This window comes from Shewanella sp. DNRA4 (genome assembly GCF_012843185.1).
Classification (GTDB): domain Bacteria; phylum Pseudomonadota; class Gammaproteobacteria; order Enterobacterales; family Shewanellaceae; genus Shewanella; species Shewanella xiamenensis.
On record NZ_JABAIP010000003.1, the window covers coordinates 336689 to 357569 of the forward strand.

The 20881-nt window shown below is 44.0% G+C and carries 17 protein-coding genes; 11 read left to right on the top strand and 6 right to left on the bottom strand.

Annotated elements, in window-relative coordinates; genetic code table 11:
- Positions 1 to 4: 4 nt before the first annotated feature.
- Together HG547_RS05110 and HG547_RS05115 are read left to right on the top strand one after the other, a co-directional pair.
- Positions 5 to 721 carry a 2OG-Fe(II) oxygenase family protein gene (locus tag HG547_RS05110; RefSeq protein ID WP_169547206.1) on the top strand — a complete coding sequence of 239 codons (717 nt, stop codon included), beginning with the start codon at positions 5 to 7 and terminating at the stop codon, positions 719 to 721.
- Positions 722 to 978: 257 nt separating this feature from the next.
- Positions 979 to 2715, top strand: a complete 1737-nt coding sequence (locus HG547_RS05115) for a hypothetical protein (RefSeq protein WP_169547192.1) — start codon at positions 979 to 981, stop codon at positions 2713 to 2715.
- Positions 2716 to 3044: 329 nt separating this feature from the next.
- Here the strand turns inward: HG547_RS05115 and HG547_RS05120 are convergent, their stop codons facing one another.
- The gene (locus HG547_RS05120; RefSeq protein ID WP_047532775.1) at positions 3045 to 4592 is read right to left on the bottom strand and encodes a S41 family peptidase; all 1548 of its coding nucleotides are present in this window, start codon (positions 4590 to 4592) and stop codon (positions 3045 to 3047) included.
- Positions 4593 to 4767: 175 nt separating this feature from the next.
- The gene (locus HG547_RS05125; RefSeq protein ID WP_169547193.1) at positions 4768 to 5652 is read right to left on the bottom strand and encodes a phospholipase A; all 885 of its coding nucleotides are present in this window, start codon (positions 5650 to 5652) and stop codon (positions 4768 to 4770) included.
- A gap of 422 nt (positions 5653 to 6074) precedes the next feature.
- On the opposite strand from HG547_RS05125, the gene cobA reads away from it, so the two are divergent.
- From cobA to cysC, 5 genes are all read left to right on the top strand, one after another.
- A complete protein-coding gene (gene cobA, locus HG547_RS05130; RefSeq protein ID WP_169547194.1) occupies positions 6075 to 6905 on the top strand; it encodes a uroporphyrinogen-III C-methyltransferase in 831 nt (276 codons plus the stop codon).
- An 81-nt stretch (positions 6906 to 6986) separates the two neighbouring features.
- Entirely contained in the window at positions 6987 to 7895 is a 909-nt protein-coding gene (gene cysD, locus HG547_RS05135) for a sulfate adenylyltransferase subunit CysD (protein ID WP_169547195.1), read from the top strand.
- A 131-nt stretch (positions 7896 to 8026) separates the two neighbouring features.
- Positions 8027 to 9469 carry a sulfate adenylyltransferase subunit CysN gene (gene cysN, locus HG547_RS05140; RefSeq protein WP_169547196.1) on the top strand — a complete coding sequence of 481 codons (1443 nt, stop codon included), beginning with the start codon at positions 8027 to 8029 and terminating at the stop codon, positions 9467 to 9469.
- 3 nt (positions 9470 to 9472) lie between these two features.
- On the top strand, positions 9473 to 11197 hold the full coding sequence (locus HG547_RS05145; protein ID WP_069454355.1) for an SLC13 family permease: 1725 nt from the start codon (positions 9473 to 9475) through the stop codon (positions 11195 to 11197).
- Positions 11198 to 11240: 43 nt separating this feature from the next.
- The gene (cysC, locus tag HG547_RS05150) at positions 11241 to 11858 is read left to right on the top strand and encodes an adenylyl-sulfate kinase (RefSeq protein ID WP_037421649.1); all 618 of its coding nucleotides are present in this window, start codon (positions 11241 to 11243) and stop codon (positions 11856 to 11858) included.
- A gap of 20 nt (positions 11859 to 11878) precedes the next feature.
- Here cysC and HG547_RS05155 read toward each other — a convergent pair whose 3' ends face one another.
- Positions 11879 to 12718 carry a TIGR03899 family protein gene (locus tag HG547_RS05155; protein ID WP_037426109.1) on the bottom strand — a complete coding sequence of 280 codons (840 nt, stop codon included), beginning with the start codon at positions 12716 to 12718 and terminating at the stop codon, positions 11879 to 11881.
- A gap of 511 nt (positions 12719 to 13229) precedes the next feature.
- On the opposite strand from HG547_RS05155, the gene hemG reads away from it, so the two are divergent.
- From hemG to HG547_RS05170, 3 genes are all read left to right on the top strand, one after another.
- Positions 13230 to 13751 (top strand): menaquinone-dependent protoporphyrinogen IX dehydrogenase, encoded by a 522-nt coding sequence (gene hemG, locus HG547_RS05160; RefSeq protein ID WP_037421655.1) that lies wholly within the window; start codon positions 13230 to 13232, stop codon positions 13749 to 13751.
- A 43-nt stretch (positions 13752 to 13794) separates the two neighbouring features.
- Positions 13795 to 14322: a cytochrome b/b6 domain-containing protein gene (locus HG547_RS05165; RefSeq protein WP_037426111.1), complete on the top strand. Its 528-nt coding sequence runs from the start codon at positions 13795 to 13797 to the stop codon at positions 14320 to 14322.
- 236 nt (positions 14323 to 14558) lie between these two features.
- The gene (locus HG547_RS05170; RefSeq protein WP_169547197.1) at positions 14559 to 15566 is read left to right on the top strand and encodes a DUF4382 domain-containing protein; all 1008 of its coding nucleotides are present in this window, start codon (positions 14559 to 14561) and stop codon (positions 15564 to 15566) included.
- Positions 15567 to 15638: 72 nt separating this feature from the next.
- Here HG547_RS05170 and HG547_RS05175 read toward each other — a convergent pair whose 3' ends face one another.
- From HG547_RS05175 to HG547_RS05185, 3 genes are all read right to left on the bottom strand, one after another.
- Positions 15639 to 16391 (bottom strand): thiol:disulfide interchange protein DsbA/DsbL, encoded by a 753-nt coding sequence (locus tag HG547_RS05175; RefSeq protein ID WP_169547198.1) that lies wholly within the window; start codon positions 16389 to 16391, stop codon positions 15639 to 15641.
- A gap of 256 nt (positions 16392 to 16647) precedes the next feature.
- Positions 16648 to 17292, bottom strand: a complete 645-nt coding sequence (locus HG547_RS05180; protein WP_069454357.1) for a DNA-J related domain-containing protein — start codon at positions 17290 to 17292, stop codon at positions 16648 to 16650.
- A 308-nt stretch (positions 17293 to 17600) separates the two neighbouring features.
- The gene (locus tag HG547_RS05185; RefSeq protein WP_047535396.1) at positions 17601 to 18254 is read right to left on the bottom strand and encodes an oxygen-insensitive NAD(P)H-dependent nitroreductase NfsB; all 654 of its coding nucleotides are present in this window, start codon (positions 18252 to 18254) and stop codon (positions 17601 to 17603) included.
- Between the two features lie 418 nt (positions 18255 to 18672).
- Here HG547_RS05185 and HG547_RS05190 point away from each other — a divergent pair, with 418 nt between their 5' ends.
- A complete protein-coding gene (locus HG547_RS05190; protein WP_169547199.1) occupies positions 18673 to 19683 on the top strand; it encodes a sugar-binding protein in 1011 nt (336 codons plus the stop codon).
- The last annotated feature ends 1198 nt before the right edge of the window (positions 19684 to 20881 follow it).

Consider the following 20881-nt stretch of genomic DNA (forward strand, 5'->3'; position numbering starts at 1 on the left):
AATGATGTTTGAGTTTAATTTTGAGCGAGATATGGCTTCACTGCGTGAAGAATATGCTAGAGATGCAAAAATCAATATTCAACACGTCTGGCAGAATGAAACCGCAGCTGTCATTGCTAACACACTTGATAGTGAAGTGAGTTTTGATAATGCAATGTTTGTCGACAATAAGCCAATGAGAGTGTCGGATCAACAAATACGCCAATTACCGATTGAAGCTCAAAAAGATTTACAGCAAAAAATATTACACAATGCTGCAAATGGGATTGGTTTTTTATATGGAAGTCATCTCGTAGGAGGCTTAGATGGAAAGCCTTCACCTGAATTACTTACATCGCTACATCGTTTTATTAACAGCCCTGACATGTTTAAATTTATTCAAACGATTACGGGTATTGAAGGTATTTGTTATGCCTCACTGCAGGCGAGTCGTTATATTCAGGGGAATTTCTTAACAAGACATAATGATGTTGTGGAAAGTGAGGGTCGTAAAGTTGCTTTTGTTTTTGGCTTTACTCCAGAATGGCATCCTGATTGGGGTGGTCTGCTGCAGTTTTATACTCCTAAAGGTGTGCTGACTGATACCTGGGTGCCAACCTTTAATAATTTGGCATTATTCGATGTCCACCATCCTCACTCTGTTTCATTTGTCGCGCCGTTTGCAAAACGACCACGCTTTTCTGTAACAGGATGGTTTCGAACGATTGCGCCCAGTAAATAGGAAGCTTCTGACACATGCCGCGATTAGCGTCAAAGACGTTTTAATGGTAGATTATCGCGGATTTTTGCATATTAATGAGTTCTTATTTGCTATTCGTTATTTCTTAGCTTATCCGTTCTCAAGATTAGTTATAATAAGCTTTTGATTTTGCAATGTTGATGTAATAAGGAATGACAATAGGTCAGTATTTAAATGCCGAAGGTAAGTGCTTTCGGTATTATTTTTGTCACTTTGACGGTAATTAAATGGAGTTTTAGATGAAAAAGATTGTTATTGCTGCGGCAATTATTGCAGCGGGGGCGGGTGCTTATTGGTACACTCAACACGGAAGTAGCTCGAGTGCTTCAGCCAATCCTTTGCTAGATTATATTCCAGCCGATACCCCTGTGTTTACTGGCCAGTTAAAGCCGTTTCCACTGAAAAACTACCTGCAATCGATTTCTAGCAATTACCAGCAATATTCAACTGATTCCTTAGCTCAGTTAGGCGATTTGGATAGCCCAATGGCTAAGTTTTTTGTGAGTATTTACAAGCAATATATGGATGGAATGAAAGATCCTACCGCATTGCTTAAGACTTTCGGTTTACCGAATGAGATCAAGCCTTATTTTTATACCTTAGGTGTAGTGCCTGTTCTTAAAACAGATATTAATCAAATTGATGCATTCTGGGCTGTACTGGATAAAGCCGAACAAGAAAGTGGTTATACCCACGAAAAGCGTACTTTAGCAGGGATTGACTACCGTGCTTATTCGTTTGCCGAAGAAGGTTCAACTGATAAAGCTGACCTATTATTTGCCCATAAAGATGGCATTTTAACGGTCACATTCTCGGCTTCCTCTATCGAGCCTGAAGTATTGGAAATGGCTTTAGGATTGAAGAAACCCGCCCAATCTTTAGCCGCATCTGGCATGTTGCAAGAGATCATTAAAACCCATGGTTTTATGGACGATAGCATCAGCTTTATCAACCATGTTGAGATTGTTAAAGCGATAACCTCTCAAGATGGCAATATGTTAGCTAAACAGCTCACCAAGTTCTTAGCAGAAGAAAGCCAAGGTGAAGATCCGTTAGCGCAAATCCGTACACCAGAATGTCGCACTGAGTTAACCGCGATTGCGGCTAACTGGCCGCGCACAGTGGGAGGTTTAACCGCATTCACGTCGACTGAAAAAGAAAGCCATATGGCGGCTTCTTTTGTGATTGAAAGCAAAAACCAAGCAATTTTAACGGCATTACAAAAAATGCGCGGCTTTATTCCAATCCATTTAGCGGATATTAACAGCACTATTTTCTCGATGGGCCTTGGGATTGATGTTAATGAAGTAGCGCCTTCGCTCACCGCGATTTGGGATGATCTGCAAAAGCCACAGTTGACCTGCGCGCCTCTAGCCGAGCTACAGGCTGAATTAAGCCAGCAAAGCCCTGCGATGTTGGGTATGTTTACCGGCATGGCTAATGGTGTTAAAGGCCTGAGTGTGTCATTACTCGACTATAAGATGAGTTCACAGGATCAAGAGCCTAAACTCGAAAGTTTAGATGCCTTAATCAGTTTAACCGCTGATAATCCTTCAATGTTATTCAACATGGTTAAGCCTTTTGCCCCTATGTTGGCTGAACTGCAAGTCGCGGATAATGGTGAACCCACTGATTTATCTCCACTATTAATGTTGCCGCCAGAACTTAATATCAAACCGATGTTGGCGATTAAGGGACAACACTTAGTGGTTTACTCTGGCGATAAAGGTTTAGCGTTAGCCAATAAACTGGCGAGCGAAAAACCATCAGCCAATGGCCTTTACAGCATGTCAGCCGACTACGGTAAGATGTTTACCCCAGTGCTGACGCTGTTAGAAATGACTGGTGAACCAGTGCCTGAAGAGCTGCAAGCATTGAAAGACTATAATATGCGCGTGCAAATGAGCTTTGATGTGAATAAACAAGGTCTGGTTTTTGGCTCTGTGATGAACTCAAAGGCAAGCGATAAGAAATAAACTTATCACTCCACCGCATTTTAAAGCCAGCAAATTGCTGGCTTTTTACTAGGGCGTGTTGACGTCTCATGGTTATTTTTGCAGCAATTAGGCTAGCTTTTATGCAAGGCAAAGTCCGTACTGTGTAGTTATTCTACATAAACGGACGATAACGCGGCAGAAAAGCCAGCCAAATGCTGCCCGAAGGGTTCGTCTGGCAAGTCCTTGCTCTTACTTTCTGTCATAAGAGCCGCTCGTCATTTGAGTAGAATAACTACACATCATTCCTCGTTTCGCGAGCACGAACTTACCAGAACGAACAAAATTTAATCTCGAAACGTCAACACGCCCTAATGAGATTGGGCTAATTTGGTTTGTCGACCGTTAGTTGGATCTACGGCTTTGGGTTTGGCTGATTTAACTAAACTCACGAGTCCTTGCCATTCAATATCATTGTTTTGTGGTAACCAAATATCGGGCTCAGTGCCTTTTCCCGACAGCAACTCGCCTTTAGCATCATAGGTGAGAGAGCTACTAAATCGAATCTCTAAGTCACTATTTGGCAAGGTAAATTGATATTGTCTGGCAAAATCCCCAGAGGTTTTTTCGCCGATTAAATTCACTCTCGACCATGCTTTAGTCCGGTAGGCGATCCACTCGCATTCTTGCTTACACAAGGGACTGACAAGTAGTGCAAGACGATTATTGCCTTCGGTGAGGACTTCAGGTTTGGTGCGAACAAACCAAGGACTAAACCGGCTTTTATCGATAGTTGGTAGCCGCCGTGTCAACACGTTAAGTCGCGCAGGGCTTAGTTCAAGTTCATCAAGCGGTTTAAAATTCAACGGTTTTAAATAATCGTTTCTAAGTTCTGGCGAGCGTCGATAATGGGCAAACCCCATGATTTTTTCGACCGCTGAATGAGGTGGTATGTCCATGGCGGGCATATCCTGATAACGCGAGAGCATGGTCAGTAACTTAGGACTAAATCCCTTCGCTTGCCTGAGATCGACAATCAGTAATGGCTGCTCCATACCTTTACGTAATTCTTCTTGTTGTATTTTATCGAGTTCAAAAGCATAGAGGTCATCTATTTTGAGTCGAGCCGTGGTTGGATTTATCTGTTCTAGTGAATAGTCAGGTTTTGAGACCGTAGTCGGCCCTAAGTCATCAAGTTGAGTGAGTAGGCGTTCAAAGCTTATCTCTGTGTCGTCTTCAATCGGTTTAACTATCGTTTTAGAAGGGGGAGGCAGAGCAATAGTGACCTGCGTTGTCTGCAAATCATCATTTATCAAACTAATAATCACATAAGGTTTGATGCTTAAGCCTAAGTCTTCCCGCAGTAGGTTGAGTCGTTTAAGCCAAATCAGCTGCATTTCTTGGCTATTTTTTGCAGGCTCTGACAGATAGGCTTGGCTGGCTGAAATCCACTTACTTAAGGGGATGCCATCAATATGGGTGATAAAAGGATACTCGGCACTAATAGGATTATTTTTATGGTCTAAGGCAAGCCATTGTTCGTTGACGGGTCTCAGTGTTAAGGGTAAGTCGGCGCTACTATTGTCAACCTTCGCAACTTGAGCACCAGGATCTTTTAAGGCGTTAAGCAGTTTTGTAAGCTCCGCTGCGAACCGTTCTGTAGGAACAAGATCTTGGTATTGCTCAGTCATCAGTCCAGCAAGTCGTTCGAGTTGGTTGTCATTATGTTGTGGATCCAACGCATAAAATGCGGAGTGTTGTTCAATTTGATTGAGCAGAATATAGAGATCTTGGCGAATATCTTTTGTCGTTAACGTGGGTTGTTCTTTTTCAGGAATAGCAAAAAACGCGAGCCTGATAAGGCTCGCGCAAATAATCATGCTCAGCAAAGTTATTACCGTTCGATAGCTAAAACTCATATTCCTCCATGATGACCCTTACTGCTAAAAAGGTGTGCGACTATCGATGTAAATGCCGCTGTTGGCAATAAAAATCATCATTAAGCTCCCTTAGGTTGCTCGCACTTGAGCAATTTAGCAGCAGTTTGTTTGTGTCAGCGTAGAATTATGGCTGTTTTTTGTGCTGTGTCACGTCCTAGAGAATATCGTTGAGCGATACACCGATCCCAATACGTTGATTATGATGGTTATAGTCGATCAGGCTTTCACCGTAGCCATTAAAGTATTGAGTATAAAGGCGTAAGTTACCTATGATGGGATAGCTCCAAGTGATCTCTGCTGAACCTCGGTCAATATCTTTAAAGTTAGTTTTAACGGTGAGAGTGAATCTATGTTCATCAATCCCATACACGCCAACAAATTCGGCATTGCCAATATACTCATCAATATTGGGATTATCATCGCCACGGGCTTGGTGGATGTCTGTTTTTTCATCCTCAGGAATGCGCCACCACACCTTAGTTGAAAACGCCAGTGGGCCAGCATCAAAGATCATCGTGCCATAGATGCGGTTCCAACTACGGGATAATAAACCTGCTTTACCATTAGATTGGTGGACAGCGCCCAATCCCCAAAACGAGTTTGTCACACCGCCAATTTTCCAATCATTATTGAATAGCATAAAGATTTCGGGTTCGTGGTTTGTTTCACGAAAGGGTGAAGATATTTCCTTATTGTATACCTGCCAATAGGATTGATTAGTATAGGCAAAAAATAGGTGACCATTATCACCAAAGACATTGTACCAAATTGGAAACTTAAAGCTTATCTGAAACTTAGCTTCCATTTCATCGAGTTCATAGTTTGTTCCGGTGGCCTCCCCTGCATAGGGTTTCATATTCGGCTCGGGATTATAGGTCGCGGGTAAAATGTAATTGACTTTATGCGGCGTTATTACAAATGGACGCTCTGAAGTCGCTAATTCATCCTTAACGCGATCTTTGATTAAAGATTCCTCTGCCTGTAACCCTGCACAAGTTAGCAGTCCGATTAATGCGATACCTTGATAAAATGGGGACATCGACTCTCCTTGATGTGTCTGTTTGCTTTATCTTTATTTACCGAGCTTAACATTAGTCTGTGGATCTTTTGTGAGAAATACTGTCACTTGTACTACTTAACTTGAGTGAAACTGCATTTCTTCTTATGCGTTAACGCGCTGACTGAGTAGATTTTTTAGCAATAACATAGTGCTGTTATGTGAGGTGATGCAAGTTTAGGTTGCATTCATATTTGTCCTGTTATCATGTTTTATTTAGTTATTTCAGATAATTAACTTATTTTAGTCAGTATGGTGCTTTTGCCAACCTCGTTTATAGTTAACTGGCTTAATTCAAATTCTTTTGTTATTTCTTTTTGATATAACAATTAATGATTTTATATTTATTATGGAATATAACTGGCGCTATATTGCTACACATTGATCTCATATCGGGGAATGTGATGGAAGTTTTATCTTTACCAGGCCAAAGCGCTAAGGGCAAAGTCTGGCTGGTTGGTGCGGGCCCCGGCGATGTGGAGTTATTAACCCTTAAAGCGTGGCGCATTCTAAAGTCAGCCGATGCGGTGTTATACGATGCGCTCGTCAGCCAAGATGTCCTCGATTTGATTCCTAAAGATGCTGAAAAAATTGCCGTCGGTAAGCGTGCAGGCAAGCATAGCGCGGCGCAAGATGAAATTAATCAGTTACTGGTGACGAAAGCCTATACCCGTAAAAACGTGGTACGCCTGAAGGGCGGCGATCCGTTTATTTTTGGTCGCGGTGGTGAAGAGTTACAAACCTTAGTCGAAGCGGGCGTCGAATTTGAAGTGGTTCCCGGGATTACCGCCGCCAGCGGCACTTCGGCATATGCGGGTATTCCATTAACCCACAGGGATTATGCCCAAGGGGTAACGTTTATTACTGGCCATTGCCAGTTAGAAAGCCGTCCGATGGATTGGCAGGGTTATGCTAATCCCAACAATACCTTAGTTGTATATATGGGGATTTTAAACGCGGGCATTATCCGTCAAGGGTTAATCAACGCAGGTCGTAGCCCAGAGACACCAGTGGCCATCGTCTCGAAGGCGACCACTCAGTCGCAGCAACGTTTTATTGGGCAATTAGATTCACTCGAACAACTTGCTGCTGATCCGCAGTTGCAAATGCCCGCATTAATGATTATTGGCGAAGTGGTGGGGTTGTCCGAAACCTTAAATTGGTTTCAGCCCAAGGGCGAAGGCCTGCTGCCGCTTGACGCTTTAAATACGACCAAAGTTGCAGCAAAAATTTAGTTAAATCAGAACATTTTTTAGAAATAGTTAAGTTAAATCCAGCTGCCTGTCGCAGCCCATTTTAGGTAAACGGAGAAGAGTATGGCCGGGCGTGAATTAAGCCACTTACAACAACTGGAAGCCGAAAGCATTCAGATCATTCGGGAAGTCGCAGCCGAATTCGATAATCCAGTCATGTTGTATTCCATCGGAAAAGATTCTTCGGTGATGTTACATCTTGCGCGTAAAGCTTTTTATCCCGGCAAGATCCCATTCCCCTTGCTGCATGTGGATACGGGCTGGAAATTCAAAGAGATGATCGCCTTTCGTGATGCGCAGGCGAAAAAATTTGACTTTGAATTATTAACTCATACTAACCCAGAGGGCGTTGCCCAAGGGATTAACCCCTTCGACCATGGCAGTGCAAAACATACTGACATCATGAAAACCCAGGGCTTAAAGCAAGCATTAAACCAATATGGTTTTGATGCCGCTTTTGGTGGTGCGCGTCGTGATGAGGAAAAATCCCGCGCGAAGGAGCGAGTGTATTCGTTCCGCGACCGTCACCATAGATGGGATCCTAAGAATCAGCGCCCTGAACTGTGGCGCACCTATAACGGCGCTGTGAACAAGGGCGAAAGTATTCGTGTCTTCCCATTATCGAATTGGACTGAACTCGATATTTGGCAATATATCTATCAAGAAAACATTGAGTTAGTGCCCCTGTATTTTGCGGCTGAGCGCCCTGTGGTTGAGCGTGGTGGTCAGTTGATTATGGCCGACGATGAGCGCATGAAGCTCGAAGAAGGTGAAACCATTAAGCATGAGGTGGTGCGTTTTAGAACCTTAGGTTGCTATCCATTAACGGCGGCAATGCATTCGCAGGCGGACAATCTCGAAAAAATCATCGAAGAAATGCTGCTAACTCGCTCGAGCGAACGCCAAGGGCGGTTGATTGACTCGGACCAGAGTGCATCGATGGAGCAGAAGAAACGCCAAGGTTATTTCTAAACTAAGGCATTTCGAGCGAAGGTTCAGAGACAGATTAAACCTATTTCGTGAATGTCCCGATGAAGGCTTTTAGATCAACCAAGTACCAGCAGACTTCACGAACAGTTGAGCAAGATAAGAGTGAGATAAAGATGGATAAAGCGGTCAAGAAAACTAATCGTATGGCGGCAGAAATCAGCCAGCATGGGGTAAAAGAATATCTAGCCCAGCAGCAACATAAAGGTTTGTTGCGCTTTTTAACCTGCGGCAGCGTAGACGATGGCAAGAGCACCTTGATTGGCCGTTTATTGCATGACAGCGCGCAGATCTATGAAGATCAATTAGCTAGCTTAAAAAATGATAGCGCTAAGATGGGCACAACGGGCGAAGCAATCGACTTAGCTTTGCTGGTGGATGGTCTGCAAGCTGAGCGTGAGCAGGGCATCACTATCGATGTGGCTTATCGTTATTTTTCAAGTGATAAGCGTAAGTTCATTATCGCCGACACCCCAGGTCATGAGCAGTACACCCGTAATATGGCGACTGGCGCCTCAACCTGTGACTTAGCGGTGATCTTAGTGGATACGCGTTACGGCGTGCAGACCCAAACCAAGCGTCATGCCTTTATTGCCTCTTTGCTGGGTATTCGCCACTTTGTGGTCGCGGTCAATAAGATGGATTTACTCGGGTTTGATGAGCAAGTGTTCAATCGTATCCGTAATGATTTCAGTGAGTTCGTTAAAGGCTTTGGTGAGTTAGATATCCACTTTGTGCCCTTATCCGCACTCAATGGCGACAACGTGGTCGAGCCAAGTTTACATACCCCTTGGTATCAGGGCGGTACATTACTGGAATTGTTAGAAACCATTGATACCCAACGTGAACTGAGTGCCTTACCCGTGCGCTTCCCGGTGCAATATGTGTCGCGTCCAAATCTGGATTTTCGTGGTTTTGCCGGTACTTTAGCCTCTGGTGTCATCAAGGTGGGTGATGAAGTGGTAGCGCTGCCTTCGGGTAAACGCAGCAAGGTTGAGCGTATCGTGACCTTCGATGGCGATTTGGCCGAGGCAACGGCGGGGCAAGCCGTCACTCTCACCTTAGAAGATGAAATCGATATTTCCCGTGGTGATTTACTGGCTCTGCCAGAGAGTGCGCCACAGGTTGCCAACCAAATCGTGGCTGACCTCGTGTGGATGGATGAAAAACCACTACAACTCGGCCAGTTATATGACATCAAGGTTGCGGGTAAAAAGACTCAAGCCTCAGTCTCGACCATAGAATATGTGGTTGATGTGAACACACTTGCGCGCAGCAGCGCCGACACACTAGGGCTCAATGCCATCGCTCGCGTGACCTTAGAGCTGACCGAAGATATCGTTTTCGATGCCTATTCTCTGGTACGTGATACTGGCGGCATGATCCTGATTGACCGTTTATCCAATGCCACTGTGGCGGCGGTGATGGTGGTATCAGGTCAACATGTGAGCAAGCAAGTGTCTTCACAATTTAGTGCCTTTGAGCTGGAGTTTAATGCGCTAGTACGTAAACACTTCCCGCACTGGCAAGCGATTGATATTTCAAAGCTTGGAGCCTAATTTGTGAGTGACTTGTGGCTATTGGCGATAGTGTTGTTTGGGTTGTTGGCTGGCTTAATTGCTGGCCGCATAAACCCTGCGGTGTTGTTTTTATTTGCTTTTTTAATATGTTACCTCCTAGGTATGGTAACGCTCGACGCAGCGCTCACTAGCTTTACTAATACGGGATTAGTCACATTAGTGTTATTGGTGCTTGCGGCGACAGCGCTGGAAAAGACTTCATTGCTGGGAAAGTTAAGCCAAGTGATTGGTAATAGCTCGTTGGCGATGACAATGGCAAAGTTGGGATTTTCCACGGCTCTGCTGTCATCATTTACCAATAACACTGCGGTTGTGGCATCTTTGATTGGGGTAGTGCGCCGTAATCAGGCCCATGCGCCCGCTAAGTTATTACTGCCGCTTAACTATGCGACGATTCTTGGGGGAACGCTCACACTGATTGGTACCTCCACTAACCTTATCGTTAATTCGTTTGTGGAAAATGCGGGCTTACCTGCGCTGGGTTTCTTTGAGTTTACCCCTGTTGCAGCGTTGATTGTACTGTTAGGCATTCCGCTACTGATCATGCTGGCTAATACCTTGCCCGACAGACGGGATGAAACGACCGAAGAAGCACTGCCCTATTTACTTGAGGCTCATGTCGCTAAAGGCTCGTCTTTAGTCGGTCGCAGTGTGGTGGACAACAAGCTCAGAGCCCTAAAAAAGCTTTATTTAGTCGAGCTTGAGCGTAGCGGTATTTGTATTTGTCCGGTTCCGCCACAGTTAGTATTGCAAGCGGACGATGTGCTGCGGTTCAGTGGCGCGGTGGAGTCGGTGGAGCTGTTGCATCAATTCGATGGCCTCGATTGGTTTGGTAAGCATCAGGCCAAGGGACAAAACCTAGTCGAAGCGGTATTGGCCCCTTCGTCGAGCCTAGTGGGCAGCAGCTTAAAGGAATCTCGTTTTCGCGAGCAGTTTGATGCGGCGGTTATGGCGATTCGCCGTGGCCATCATCCGTTAAAGGGCGGCTTGGGCGATATCGTATTGCAGCCGGGCGATGTGTTACTGCTGACGCCGGGGGATGGTTTTAGCACCAATGCTAAGCTAAGTACCGAATTTGCCGCCGTCAGCGGACTCGATTTGAATGTGCGTTTAGACACTAAACGCAGTCGTATCGTGTTAGCCGGATTTGTGTTGACGATTGGCCTGAGTCTGGCGGGGATTTTACCCTTGGCAAAAGGATTGGTGCTATTGCTGCTCAGCTACTTTGCCATTGGCGCCGTAACCTTATCTGAACTTAAGCGCCGTTTCCCGCTCGAGTTAGTCGTGATTGTGGGCAGCGCTTTGGGTTTGGCGAACCTGATGATGAGCACAGGCCTTGCTGAGGGACTCGCTCAAGGCTTACTCGGCGCAATCAATGGTTACGGGGTGTTTGGGGCGTTTGTGGGGGTTTATTTAGTTACCTTGTTGTTGACTGAACTGGTCACCAATAACGCCGCCGCGGCCTTGGCTTTTCCTATCGCCTATGCGGTGGCGCTGAATTATGGCGTCGATCCAAGGCCCTTTATTATGGCTGTGGTGTTTGGGGCTAGCGCTAGCTTTATTTCGCCCTATGGTTATCAAACCAACTTGATGGTGTTTAATGCGGGTAACTATCGTTTTAGTGATTTTGTACGGTTAGGGCTGCCCTTATCCCTACTGTATTCGCTGATTGTGATTTTTATGGTGCCGATCATCTTTCCGTTTTAACGATGCCTTTAGTCGTTGGTTTATTAAGGTTTGAGGAGTTTTTATGAGCAATATAGTGTGGCATCAACATAGTGTCGACCAAGCAGCCAGAGCCAAACTTAAGGGGCAGAATCCGGTATTGCTTTGGTTTACTGGGCTTTCTGGTGCAGGTAAGTCGACCCTAGCAGGTGCGCTTGAGCGTGCATTATTTGAAGCGGGCTTTCACACCTATCTGCTCGATGGCGATAATGTGCGCCACGGTCTATGTAAAGATTTGGGTTTTAGCGTGGCCGACAGGGATGAAAACCTACGCCGTGTTGGCGAGGTAGCAAAACTTATGGTGGATGCGGGCTTGGTGGTGTTATCAGCTTTTATCTCTCCCACCCGAGAAGAGCGCGATAGCATACGTGCAAGATTCCCCGCTGGACAATTTATCGAAGTGCATGTATCGACGCCACTTAGCGTGTGTGAAGCGCGTGATCCCAAGGGATTGTACGTTAAAGCACGCAAGGGCGAAATCGCACATTTTACTGGGATTTCATCACCCTATGAGGCCCCGCTCTCCGCTGAGTTGACGATTGATACCAGCAAAGGGGATTTAGCATCTCAAGTTCGGGCTTTGATTGATTATTTAACCGCAATCGATGTTATTAGCCCAAATCGCCTCACTGCGCTGGCATAGAAGCAGTCTATAACAGCTTGTTATTCAATCTTAAAGTCCTTGGCAAATAGGGCTTGAAGGGCTTTAAGGTATTCTTGGTCCTGTTTAGGAAGCACAAGCTGCGCTAGTTCATCGCCAATAGGTGTTAATCGATAATAACTAAAGAGCAAATTACCGCTCTTAGGGGTTAGCTTCATTTGAATACCGGGCATAGTGAGTTGGATGGGGGTTTTACTATTGAGTAAACCCGTTTCAAACTCACTGCTGTGGAGTATCCCCGCATCAACTAGGGTAAGAATACTGGAGTAGGGCAGACCAAATTGCGAGAGACCTAGGGTGATGTTGGTATGCTTGCGAAAATATTGGCCAATCCCGCCCGTGAGCCGATAGCCGCTAATGAGTTTTAAGCGCTGCTCATTATTCACTTTTGCTGCCATGCCTAGGGCTTTTTCGAGGATTTGCGCTTCTCTGTGCGTTAATTGCTTAAGTAGCGCTAAGGTGCGCAGGCTAAAGTTTCCTGGGTTGATGATTTCACTAGAGAGAATACGTGCCCATAGGTCCTGCATTTTTCGATTATGGATTTGCTCCGCCATCAGAAAAAATTGATGACTCCAGTCGGGATCGAGATCCACCCCCGTCATGTCGGAAGAGGTATAACTTAAGGCGAGGGCGAAAATGGTTTCAACATTTGCCTGATACTGGCTGGCGAGTTTACGCTGCCGATGCTGGGCGCGTTCGGCAATCGAGGCATTGGCTGGGCGATATTCTTCCTCACTGGCGAGGCCGAGTTGACGGCCAAGTAAAAGGGCTTTTTTACGGGCAGAGACCTCCGCAGCGGGAGCGGCTTCATCCGCAAGCATTAAAATATCCGAATCCTTCATGCCTTAATCCTGTATCACTTGTCTGCTAATTTACATTGCAAATTAGGGAGAATACCCGCTCTGCCAAAAGTGTCCAGCTTAGTCGATTGTTAGCTTTAAGTCTCCGAGTTGGTTTGCTTTTATTCACGCCTGCTAGACTAGGGCTGGAATTGCTGATTTTGTAACATTTTGATCCTCAGAGTGGTGATTTTTATTTTTGTGAGCAAGCTAGAATTACCGAATATCGAGGGATGGTTTGGCGCTAAGCCCGTGATCTATTTCATGTAAATAGATGACTAAATCACCTAGTATGCAATATCGTAATAGGCAGTTTGCTTTTTGCGTGGAAAACCTAAATATCGCTAGCGGACTCGCTATCCATAGAAGCGCATTGTTTATCTTGTGGTTACCTTCTGGATTGCGAGGCATTGAGTATCATATTGATTGGTATATTTAGGTCAACATAAGGCCGCCGTACTTGTTTTTCTTCTGGCCGCTTTTTCTTATTTTTGTTGAGATAATAGAGGCTTAAGTGAAAAAAATTCTGATCATCTTCTCCAGTGTTCATGGTCAAACTCGTAAGATCACGAATCAGTTAGCCCAGCAACTCAAAGAGTTAGGTAATTCGGTGGTGATTGCTGATATAAAAGCCGTCCCCGCGATGGAGTCCTTCGATAAGATCATCATTGGCGCTAGTATTCGTCACGGAAAACATAATCCTGCGCTGTATGAATTTATTCAGAAACATCAGCAAATCCTGACACAAAAAGTCGGTGGATTTTTCTCTGTGAGTTTAGTTGCCCGTAAACCTGAAAAAAATACCCCTGAGACTAATCCCTATATGCAGGCGTTTTTAACTAAAACGACTTGGCGTCCTCAGTTGTTGCAAGTGTTTGGCGGTAATTTGAATTATCAGGGATATAATGCATTTGATAGGAATATCATACGTTTTATCATGTGGTTAACTAAGGGGCCCACGGATCCTGTTACTAATGTTGAATACACTGACTGGCAAAAAGTGCATGAGTTTGGATTACAAATCCACCAAGCCTAAGCGAGCGGTTGAGGCTCACGTTGATTGTCGAGGGTAAACCTATATGTCGAACAAATTAACCTTGATATTCGATTTTTTGTTGGCGCGTTTGCATGTTTGGCTGGTGTTGTCCGCAAGTCTACTCATCTGCACCAGTCCGTGGATTTTTATCGGTCGAAGCCTGCGTGCTAATGCTAGCATTTGGGATTATCTGCATGTTTACCTAGGATTTGTGTGTGCTGCGTTAGGGATTTTATTTTTGTTGCGTAATAGCCTCCAAGGCAAATGGCACCAGTATTTTGCCTGGCTGGTGGGCGATTGGGAACAATTGGTGCAGGATATTAAAGGCCTTTTTAAAGGCAAGCTCCCCGTAGCCGGTGGCAAAGGCTTGTTTAGTTGTATCGAAGGGATTGGCATGATACTGCTGGTCGCGACAGGATTAACTGGCGTTGTATGGTTTATTTACCAAGGAACACCACTGGCAATGACTTGGCGTGGTTATCATCAAATTTGTGCCGATGCTTTTATTGGCTTTTTAGTACTGCATATCATATTGGCCGCAACACATATTATTGAATTTATTAGGCAATAACTTTGTTTCCTATTGTTTGCTACGAATACATTTTCTATTTTAGTTATCATCGCTGGTTTTAAATGTTCAGCGTACGTTCATCGACAAACTGCACACTCAACTCCTAGACTTAATTCTCCATGTCCATCCAAACACGTTTGAGTCACTGTTTTCAATATCAGATAGCAGTGTACTTAAGCGATTGGGGAGGATGAGGATTTTGAGAATAATTTTTGGAAGCTAAATGAAGGTATCCTATGAATATTCAAAAAAGTGCACTAGCGATAGCGTTGACAGGTTTACTGTTTGGTTGTGGTGGCTCGGATTCCGAGGACTCGGTTCCACAAATGGCGACATTTAACCTTGGTGTATCGGATAATCCCGCTGATGCAAAATCTGTCACTATTGCATTTAGACAAGTCGTGTTAAAGAACGATACGGGTAGCTATTCATTCAATGTCGCACCTAACGGTGCCGTCAAATTTGTCGATTTATTAGCTTTTCAAGGCAGTGCGGTAGAAACATTGGTGAGTGGTCAATCGATCCCTGTCGGCGAATACCAAATGTGCCTTTACATGAAAAACAGCACTGTAGCGAATAGTGAAAGCTCCCATGTGCAAACCTTCAATGACACCCTGTATGGTTTAACGACGAACAGCAATGGTTCTTGCGGTGGTGTCGGCGCTGAAGAGAGTGATACTGGACGATTATTTTTCAATAAAGCATTTACGATTGCGGCGGGCGTAAATAGCTTTGTCGCCGAATTTGATCTCAGTAAAGGCTTACAGGATCCCCACGGAAATAAAGATTACTGGACTCTGAAGCCTACCTCGGTGCAATTATTTAATCAGTCCGAAGTGGGGGCGATTAAAGGCACCATTGGTACCACCGTGATGCAAGGTTGTGAAGTGGCAGCGGGTGGTTCGGTGTTTTCACCAGCGGTCTATCTGTATCCAGCTAATACCACGCTTGAGCAAATGCAGGATTTCAGAACTGATGCAGATACTGCCACTGAAGTTGCACCAATCGCTGCGGCTAGGGTGAATGAAATCACAGATACAAATGGTCAAGTCATTGGTCACGATTATGAATTTGGTTTTGTGGTCGCAGGTGATTACAACTTAGGGTATACCTGTTTAGCGCAAAATGATGATCCTGATGTCAGTAATAATGCCGATGATGTGGAAGCCCCTTTCTTTATTCATGCAGCAGAACTCGGGGTGAGTGTAACGGCTAAAGGTGTTGCTGAGCGTAACTTTCCGTAGGCTATGAAAGACATAAAAAAAACCAGCAGAAATGCTGGTTTTTTATTGAGCGATTTATACGGACGCTTAACGTTAACTCAAGCGCTTTTGACGGCCAAGAGCGACGGCAGCGGCAAAGGCTAAGAATAACCAGTTTAGGCTACCACCAGAACTTTTAGGTGCCTGTGCATCTTTTTCGACGGCAAGATAGTTAATTAAGCCAATCAGTTCGTCTAAGGTTCTGATGTTGCTTAAGTTAACTGCATATTTGTCATTAACAATAAAGGCTGGCACGCTTTCAACGCGGAATTGGTTTTGCTGGGCACGCCAAAGGGCTAGCTTTTCATCTGTGCTTTTACTGTCGGCAAGTTTGTCGTACTTTGCCGCGTCTATACCGAACTTAGCAAAGACTTGTTTTATGTCGTCACGGCTATTGATTTGCGATTCGTGCTTATGTCCAGGGGCGCTGTGGTCGTGACCATTAGCGCCTTCTTCTCCTTGGATCGCGGCGAACATGGCATGGGTTAGAGCGTCTTTATTATCCAGTTCTTGGATGACGGCCAGCGAACGCATGACTTCAGTCCCTAAAGCACTATTCATAAAGTCGACATGCTTAGTATCAAATGCAATGCCCTTGTTTAAGTTAGCTTTGATATCAGGCAGATAATTGGTTTCCATATTGAAGCAATTATGGCAATAGAAGGAGAAAAACTCGGTAAGTTTAGGCTCACTACTCGGCGCTTTATCAGAAATTTGAGTGTAGTGAGTGCCTTCCACAAAATTTGCTGCAAAGCTGCTGAATGGTGCAACGATTAAGGCGACAGCCAAGGCGATTGGTTTGATCATAGAACCCTCAAAGTCGGTTAGATTGAATCCAGTACATTAAGTGCTATGCGTTGTGCCTAATGGTAATGGATAAGCTGATTCAATCTTGAAATTACGCTTGTGTTATACCAGCGTGAAGATGGTTTTAGGTTAGTTTGAAATGCTTAATTATCGCTGAATTAGTGCGCCGATATTGAACTAAATCTGTGATCCCGTGGGAGTTTAGACCTAGAAGTTTGCAAGACTGCAAAGGGGATCACAGATATATCAACATTCGCTAAGCAATATCCCGCAGGGATTGCCAAGCCTCGCAGACTTCGCGAAAGCGGGCTGCATCACCCTCGGGTCTATCAGGATGCCATTTGAGGGCTAAACGACGCCATTGTTTGCGGATATCTCTTGGGGTTGCACTTTCATCTAACTCAAAAACTCTTAGGGCATGTCCTTTGTGCATTAAATTTACATTGAGGCCAATGTAGCTCTTATAACTGCTCCAGAAAGCCTCTAATAATTCTCTCACCACGTTTTCGCTGGTGTCGTAGTTATTCCAGTCAAGATAATATTCTCGCAGGGAAGTCTCTTCCATTATCAATAAGTTAACATTTGATGGCACGAGGCGGAAAATCTGGATTTCCATTGCTTTAACTTGTAACCATTGCTTAGGAAGAAGCATTTCTTGCAGTTCGAACAGGGCATTCATCAGTAGAAAGTTACGCTTAAATAAATCATTACCCGGGTTTTCATCTAAAGGATGGATAAGCCCTCTGCTCTGTAATTCGGTGGCGAGGTGATGGATTTTCCAACTTTGATTGGAAGCTTGTAACACTGATAGCACTGGCCAGATTAACGGATTATCCCCCTTAGTGGTCGAAAGCTTTGCCGATTGAGCTTCTGCACTGAGTGAAGGTTTTGCGAGTAGCATACTGACAGTCCCATCCTAAGTTGTTATCAAGCGAGTGTGGCGATTCAGCTGAGTGTACATCTATCCATAAGATTTTTAAGGTTTTTACCTTAAATTGGCCGCTAATTACAGCGTGCTAGATGTACACTATGCCACAGTGCAAAGTGTAGGCAAAGATGGATTTTAGAGCAATTTGCCTCAAGGGCGCTTAGGCTTTGCTGGCGGGAATGGTGTTAATTTTTTTACGATGAGTGATGGGACGAGGTCGAAAATACCCTTGTTCACTTATGCAAAACAAGGGTACTTACGGTTAGCTTCGGCGTCAGGATTTAGATTTCAGTAAAGATAACTTCTTGTGCTAAACGTGACTTAGGTAATTTAGCATTAAAGTCTTCTTCAGAGCGATAACCAAGGGCTACAATCACAGAAGCGCACAGACCTTTTTCTCGTAAGCCTAAGACTTGATTAAGTTTAGTCGCATCGAAACCTTCGATCGGGCAAGCATCAATATCGAGCACACTGGCACCTAACATTAGGGTGCCGAGTGCTAAATAGACTTGTTTTTCCATCCAATGCTGGGCGTCTTTTAGCTCAAATTTATGCATATTGGCAAAGAAAGAGCGACCATTATGTTGGCCTTGTTTGGCTTCTTCATTGGCAAAACGGCCATCTTTGGCCTCTTGCTCTAGCACTTGCAGTAAATGGGCTTCATCGAGTTGAGTACGGGTACACAGTACTACCACATGGGAAGCATTGAGAATTTTTTGGGTATTAAAGGCGTAGTTCTCAGTCGCTTGGGCGATCAACGCTTTGCCTTCTGCCGTACCGGCAAGCACAAAGTGCCAAGGCTGTGAGTTGGTTGATGATGGGCTGAACTGTAATAAGGTCTTGATGTCGGCAATCTTGTCGGCAGGAATTGTCTTGGTTGGATCAAAGGCCTTAGTGGTGTAACGCTTTTTAGCGAGAAAACTTAAATCACTCATGTAACGGCTCCAAATCATCTAGGAATACAAAATCAACCTCAGCATTTTAAGCAGGTTTAGGCAAAAAACAATGTGATCAAAACGGCTATCAGTTTCAAAATATTTTTGAAACTGATGGTTGGTTCAGCCACTGCAAATGCTTAGGGCCGCAATACGCCCTAGGTATTAAGTGAGGATATTTAGCGGTCAAAATAAACAATCTATTCGCGATCGAACCTAATGTGATGTGTTTCTATTTTATTGTTTATATGTGCTTTTAATCTTTTTCTGGCAGTTAGCTGTGCACAATAGCATTGTGAATGCATGATGTAGATCAATGATACTTAATAACAACGTTGTCTCTCATGTCGCTAACGCTATTCCTTTGCTACATTTTGTTATGAAGCTTTAGTGACGGTTTCATTTGTTGGGAGGACGTGTGACAAGATTACTTATGTTGTTTATTACCTTCAGTTTATTACCCGCATCCTCTGGCTATGGAAAAGATCTGAAATTTGCTGTTGTGCCGAAATTTTATAGTGTTTTTTTTGATCAAAGTAAAACGGGCTGTATAGATGCCGCCGCTGAAATAAAAGGTGTGGAATGTGTATATCGAGGGCCAGAATCAAGCAGTGTTAGATTGCAAGACGAGGTCATAAACCAACTGATTGATGAAGGTATCGATGGGATTGCTGTCGCGGTTACGCAATCTAAGTATCTTTTCGAAAATAGCTTAAAAAGAGCTAAAGAAGCCGGTATTCCAATTGTCACCTATGATTCAGATTTTGATGCTTCCATCAACCAAGACCCCAAGAATTTTCGCTCAGCCTATATCGGTACAGACAATTTCGAATTGGGTAAATCATTAGGTGAACAATTAAAAAAATTACGGCCCAATGGAGGGACGCTTATTATGCAATCTGGGCGCCCTGATTCTCCCAATTTGAATTTAAGACTGATGGGGGTTCGCTCTGCGTTGTCGGGAAAAAAATACGATATTCCTCCTGGGAAATTACTTAATAACGAGCAGGGCTGGACAGAAGTGAGAGAACCTTTGTTTAATTTCGACCAACTTAGTCAAGCGGTTAAACAAATGGAGTCTGTTATGAAAGGCAAGCCAGTGAAAGCAGACTCATTTATTGCTGTTGGTGGTTGGGCTCAAAATGATGCAGCGCTTTACCGTGAGATGATTGCCCCATACCAAGGAAAAATTAGCAACAAGGAGGTCGTCGTTATTATTACTGATACCTCTCCAGAGCAATTAACTATGTTGAAAGACCGCCTTGCCCATATCAACATTGGTCAAAGTCCCTATGAAATGGGCAGACAGGCCATTTTGACCTTATATAAAATTGTCACCAAACAAAAGTATCAAGAAATAATTTATACACCGGTGACATTTTGCTCTCCACAGAACTTCAATACCTGTGAAAAGCGTGCAGGAATGTAATGTCAATGAGCCTCTATTACTTAGGGGGACTCTGCAAGAACTGAGCGATTACTGCGAACATCTCGAAAAGCGACGACGGCACTTTGCGGCAAGCTGCCAGCATTTTTAGTGCAACTGACAACAATGTATATTACTTCGACAGCAATCATTGCCGAACCTCTCCAAAACACTAAGGGACAATATACCTCGTCTGAAATACACCCTTTTTTAAAGGGATTAGCGTAATTTATTGCCCTGATGCTGTCCTTGCGACTGCTGATGGTTCTTTTTTCACAATGTTAACTTTTACAAGTTGTAGGCAAACTGAAAGTGCATTATGTTGTTGATTTAAAATGGGTGGTCGGATCTACTACAATGCAATATCTTTGGACAGTTTGTATTATATGCCTTTTTCCTATTACTGTTTGGTATTTTATTTCCTTTAAAAAATGTCGTTACTATTGGAAAGTAAATATCCTGAAAAGTGGGAAGCGTTAGGTAAAGTTGGCTATATTTACAACAATAGCCTTAGTAATTCAAATAAAGTAATTATGTTCTTATTAAAAGAGGAATATCATCAACTAAATGATGGAGATTTAAATAAAATTGCTTCCTCATGTCGAATACTGTTGATTATAGGTACTACATTAGCCGTATTTGCATTCATGATGCCAATCTTAATAGGTAAGTTTGGCTGATTAATATAAGACTAAAATCGGGTTATCTAAACCTTTCTAAACCTCAGACGATTCTTGAGTTGCTTAGCCCAAAGAGATCAGTTTTCATTGGAGGGCTGGGTAACTTTTATCATGAGGGTGGTTGCGTTAGGATGGAATTTACGATTGTATCTTCCGTCTTTTTACCAGATTTTCGATTTTGTTTGGCCACACAGGTTAGTGCCTTATACGTACTTGTTGATGTTTGGCTCGGTGGCAATTAATGATTTCAATGAGTTCATTACAAATTTTAATCTGAAACTCATGAATTAGAGCTTGGAATCTAGCTCGCTTTTGTCCCAAAGCATGCTGTGTGTTTCTTTAAAACCTGCAAGCTACACGGATGCTAAAAGGGTGAGTCATGGTGATTAGCGAGACGACCGTCCGCCCCATGGCCGCTCTTTGGCATATATGGACCCATCCGGTTTGCAAGACATTCGATAACGATTTTGAGAAGAGTTCATTGCACCCATATATCCGGCCTGTTATTGAGGGATCCCTCT

Bases quoted from the DNA above. Each gene is read 5' to 3' on its own strand.
- HG547_RS05110 (WP_169547206.1), top strand. From the start codon at position 5: ATGTTTGAGTTTAATTTTGAGCGAGATATGGCTTCACTGCGTGAAGAA.
- HG547_RS05115 (WP_169547192.1), top strand. From the start codon at position 979: ATGAAAAAGATTGTTATTGCTGCGGCAATTATTGCAGCGGGGGCGGGT.
- HG547_RS05120 (WP_047532775.1), bottom strand. From the start codon at position 4,592: ATGAGTTTTAGCTATCGAACGGTAATAACTTTGCTGAGCATGATTATT.
- HG547_RS05125 (WP_169547193.1), bottom strand. From the start codon at position 5,652: ATGTCCCCATTTTATCAAGGTATCGCATTAATCGGACTGCTAACTTGT.
- cobA (WP_169547194.1), top strand. From the start codon at position 6,075: ATGGAAGTTTTATCTTTACCAGGCCAAAGCGCTAAGGGCAAAGTCTGG.
- cysD (WP_169547195.1), top strand. From the start codon at position 6,987: ATGGCCGGGCGTGAATTAAGCCACTTACAACAACTGGAAGCCGAAAGC.
- cysN (WP_169547196.1), top strand. From the start codon at position 8,027: ATGGATAAAGCGGTCAAGAAAACTAATCGTATGGCGGCAGAAATCAGC.
- cysC (WP_037421649.1), top strand. From the start codon at position 11,241: ATGAGCAATATAGTGTGGCATCAACATAGTGTCGACCAAGCAGCCAGA.
- HG547_RS05155 (WP_037426109.1), bottom strand. From the start codon at position 12,718: ATGAAGGATTCGGATATTTTAATGCTTGCGGATGAAGCCGCTCCCGCT.
- HG547_RS05165 (WP_037426111.1), top strand. From the start codon at position 13,795: ATGTCGAACAAATTAACCTTGATATTCGATTTTTTGTTGGCGCGTTTG.
- HG547_RS05170 (WP_169547197.1), top strand. From the start codon at position 14,559: ATGAATATTCAAAAAAGTGCACTAGCGATAGCGTTGACAGGTTTACTG.
- HG547_RS05175 (WP_169547198.1), bottom strand. From the start codon at position 16,391: ATGATCAAACCAATCGCCTTGGCTGTCGCCTTAATCGTTGCACCATTC.
- HG547_RS05180 (WP_069454357.1), bottom strand. From the start codon at position 17,292: ATGCTACTCGCAAAACCTTCACTCAGTGCAGAAGCTCAATCGGCAAAG.
- HG547_RS05185 (WP_047535396.1), bottom strand. From the start codon at position 18,254: ATGAGTGATTTAAGTTTTCTCGCTAAAAAGCGTTACACCACTAAGGCC.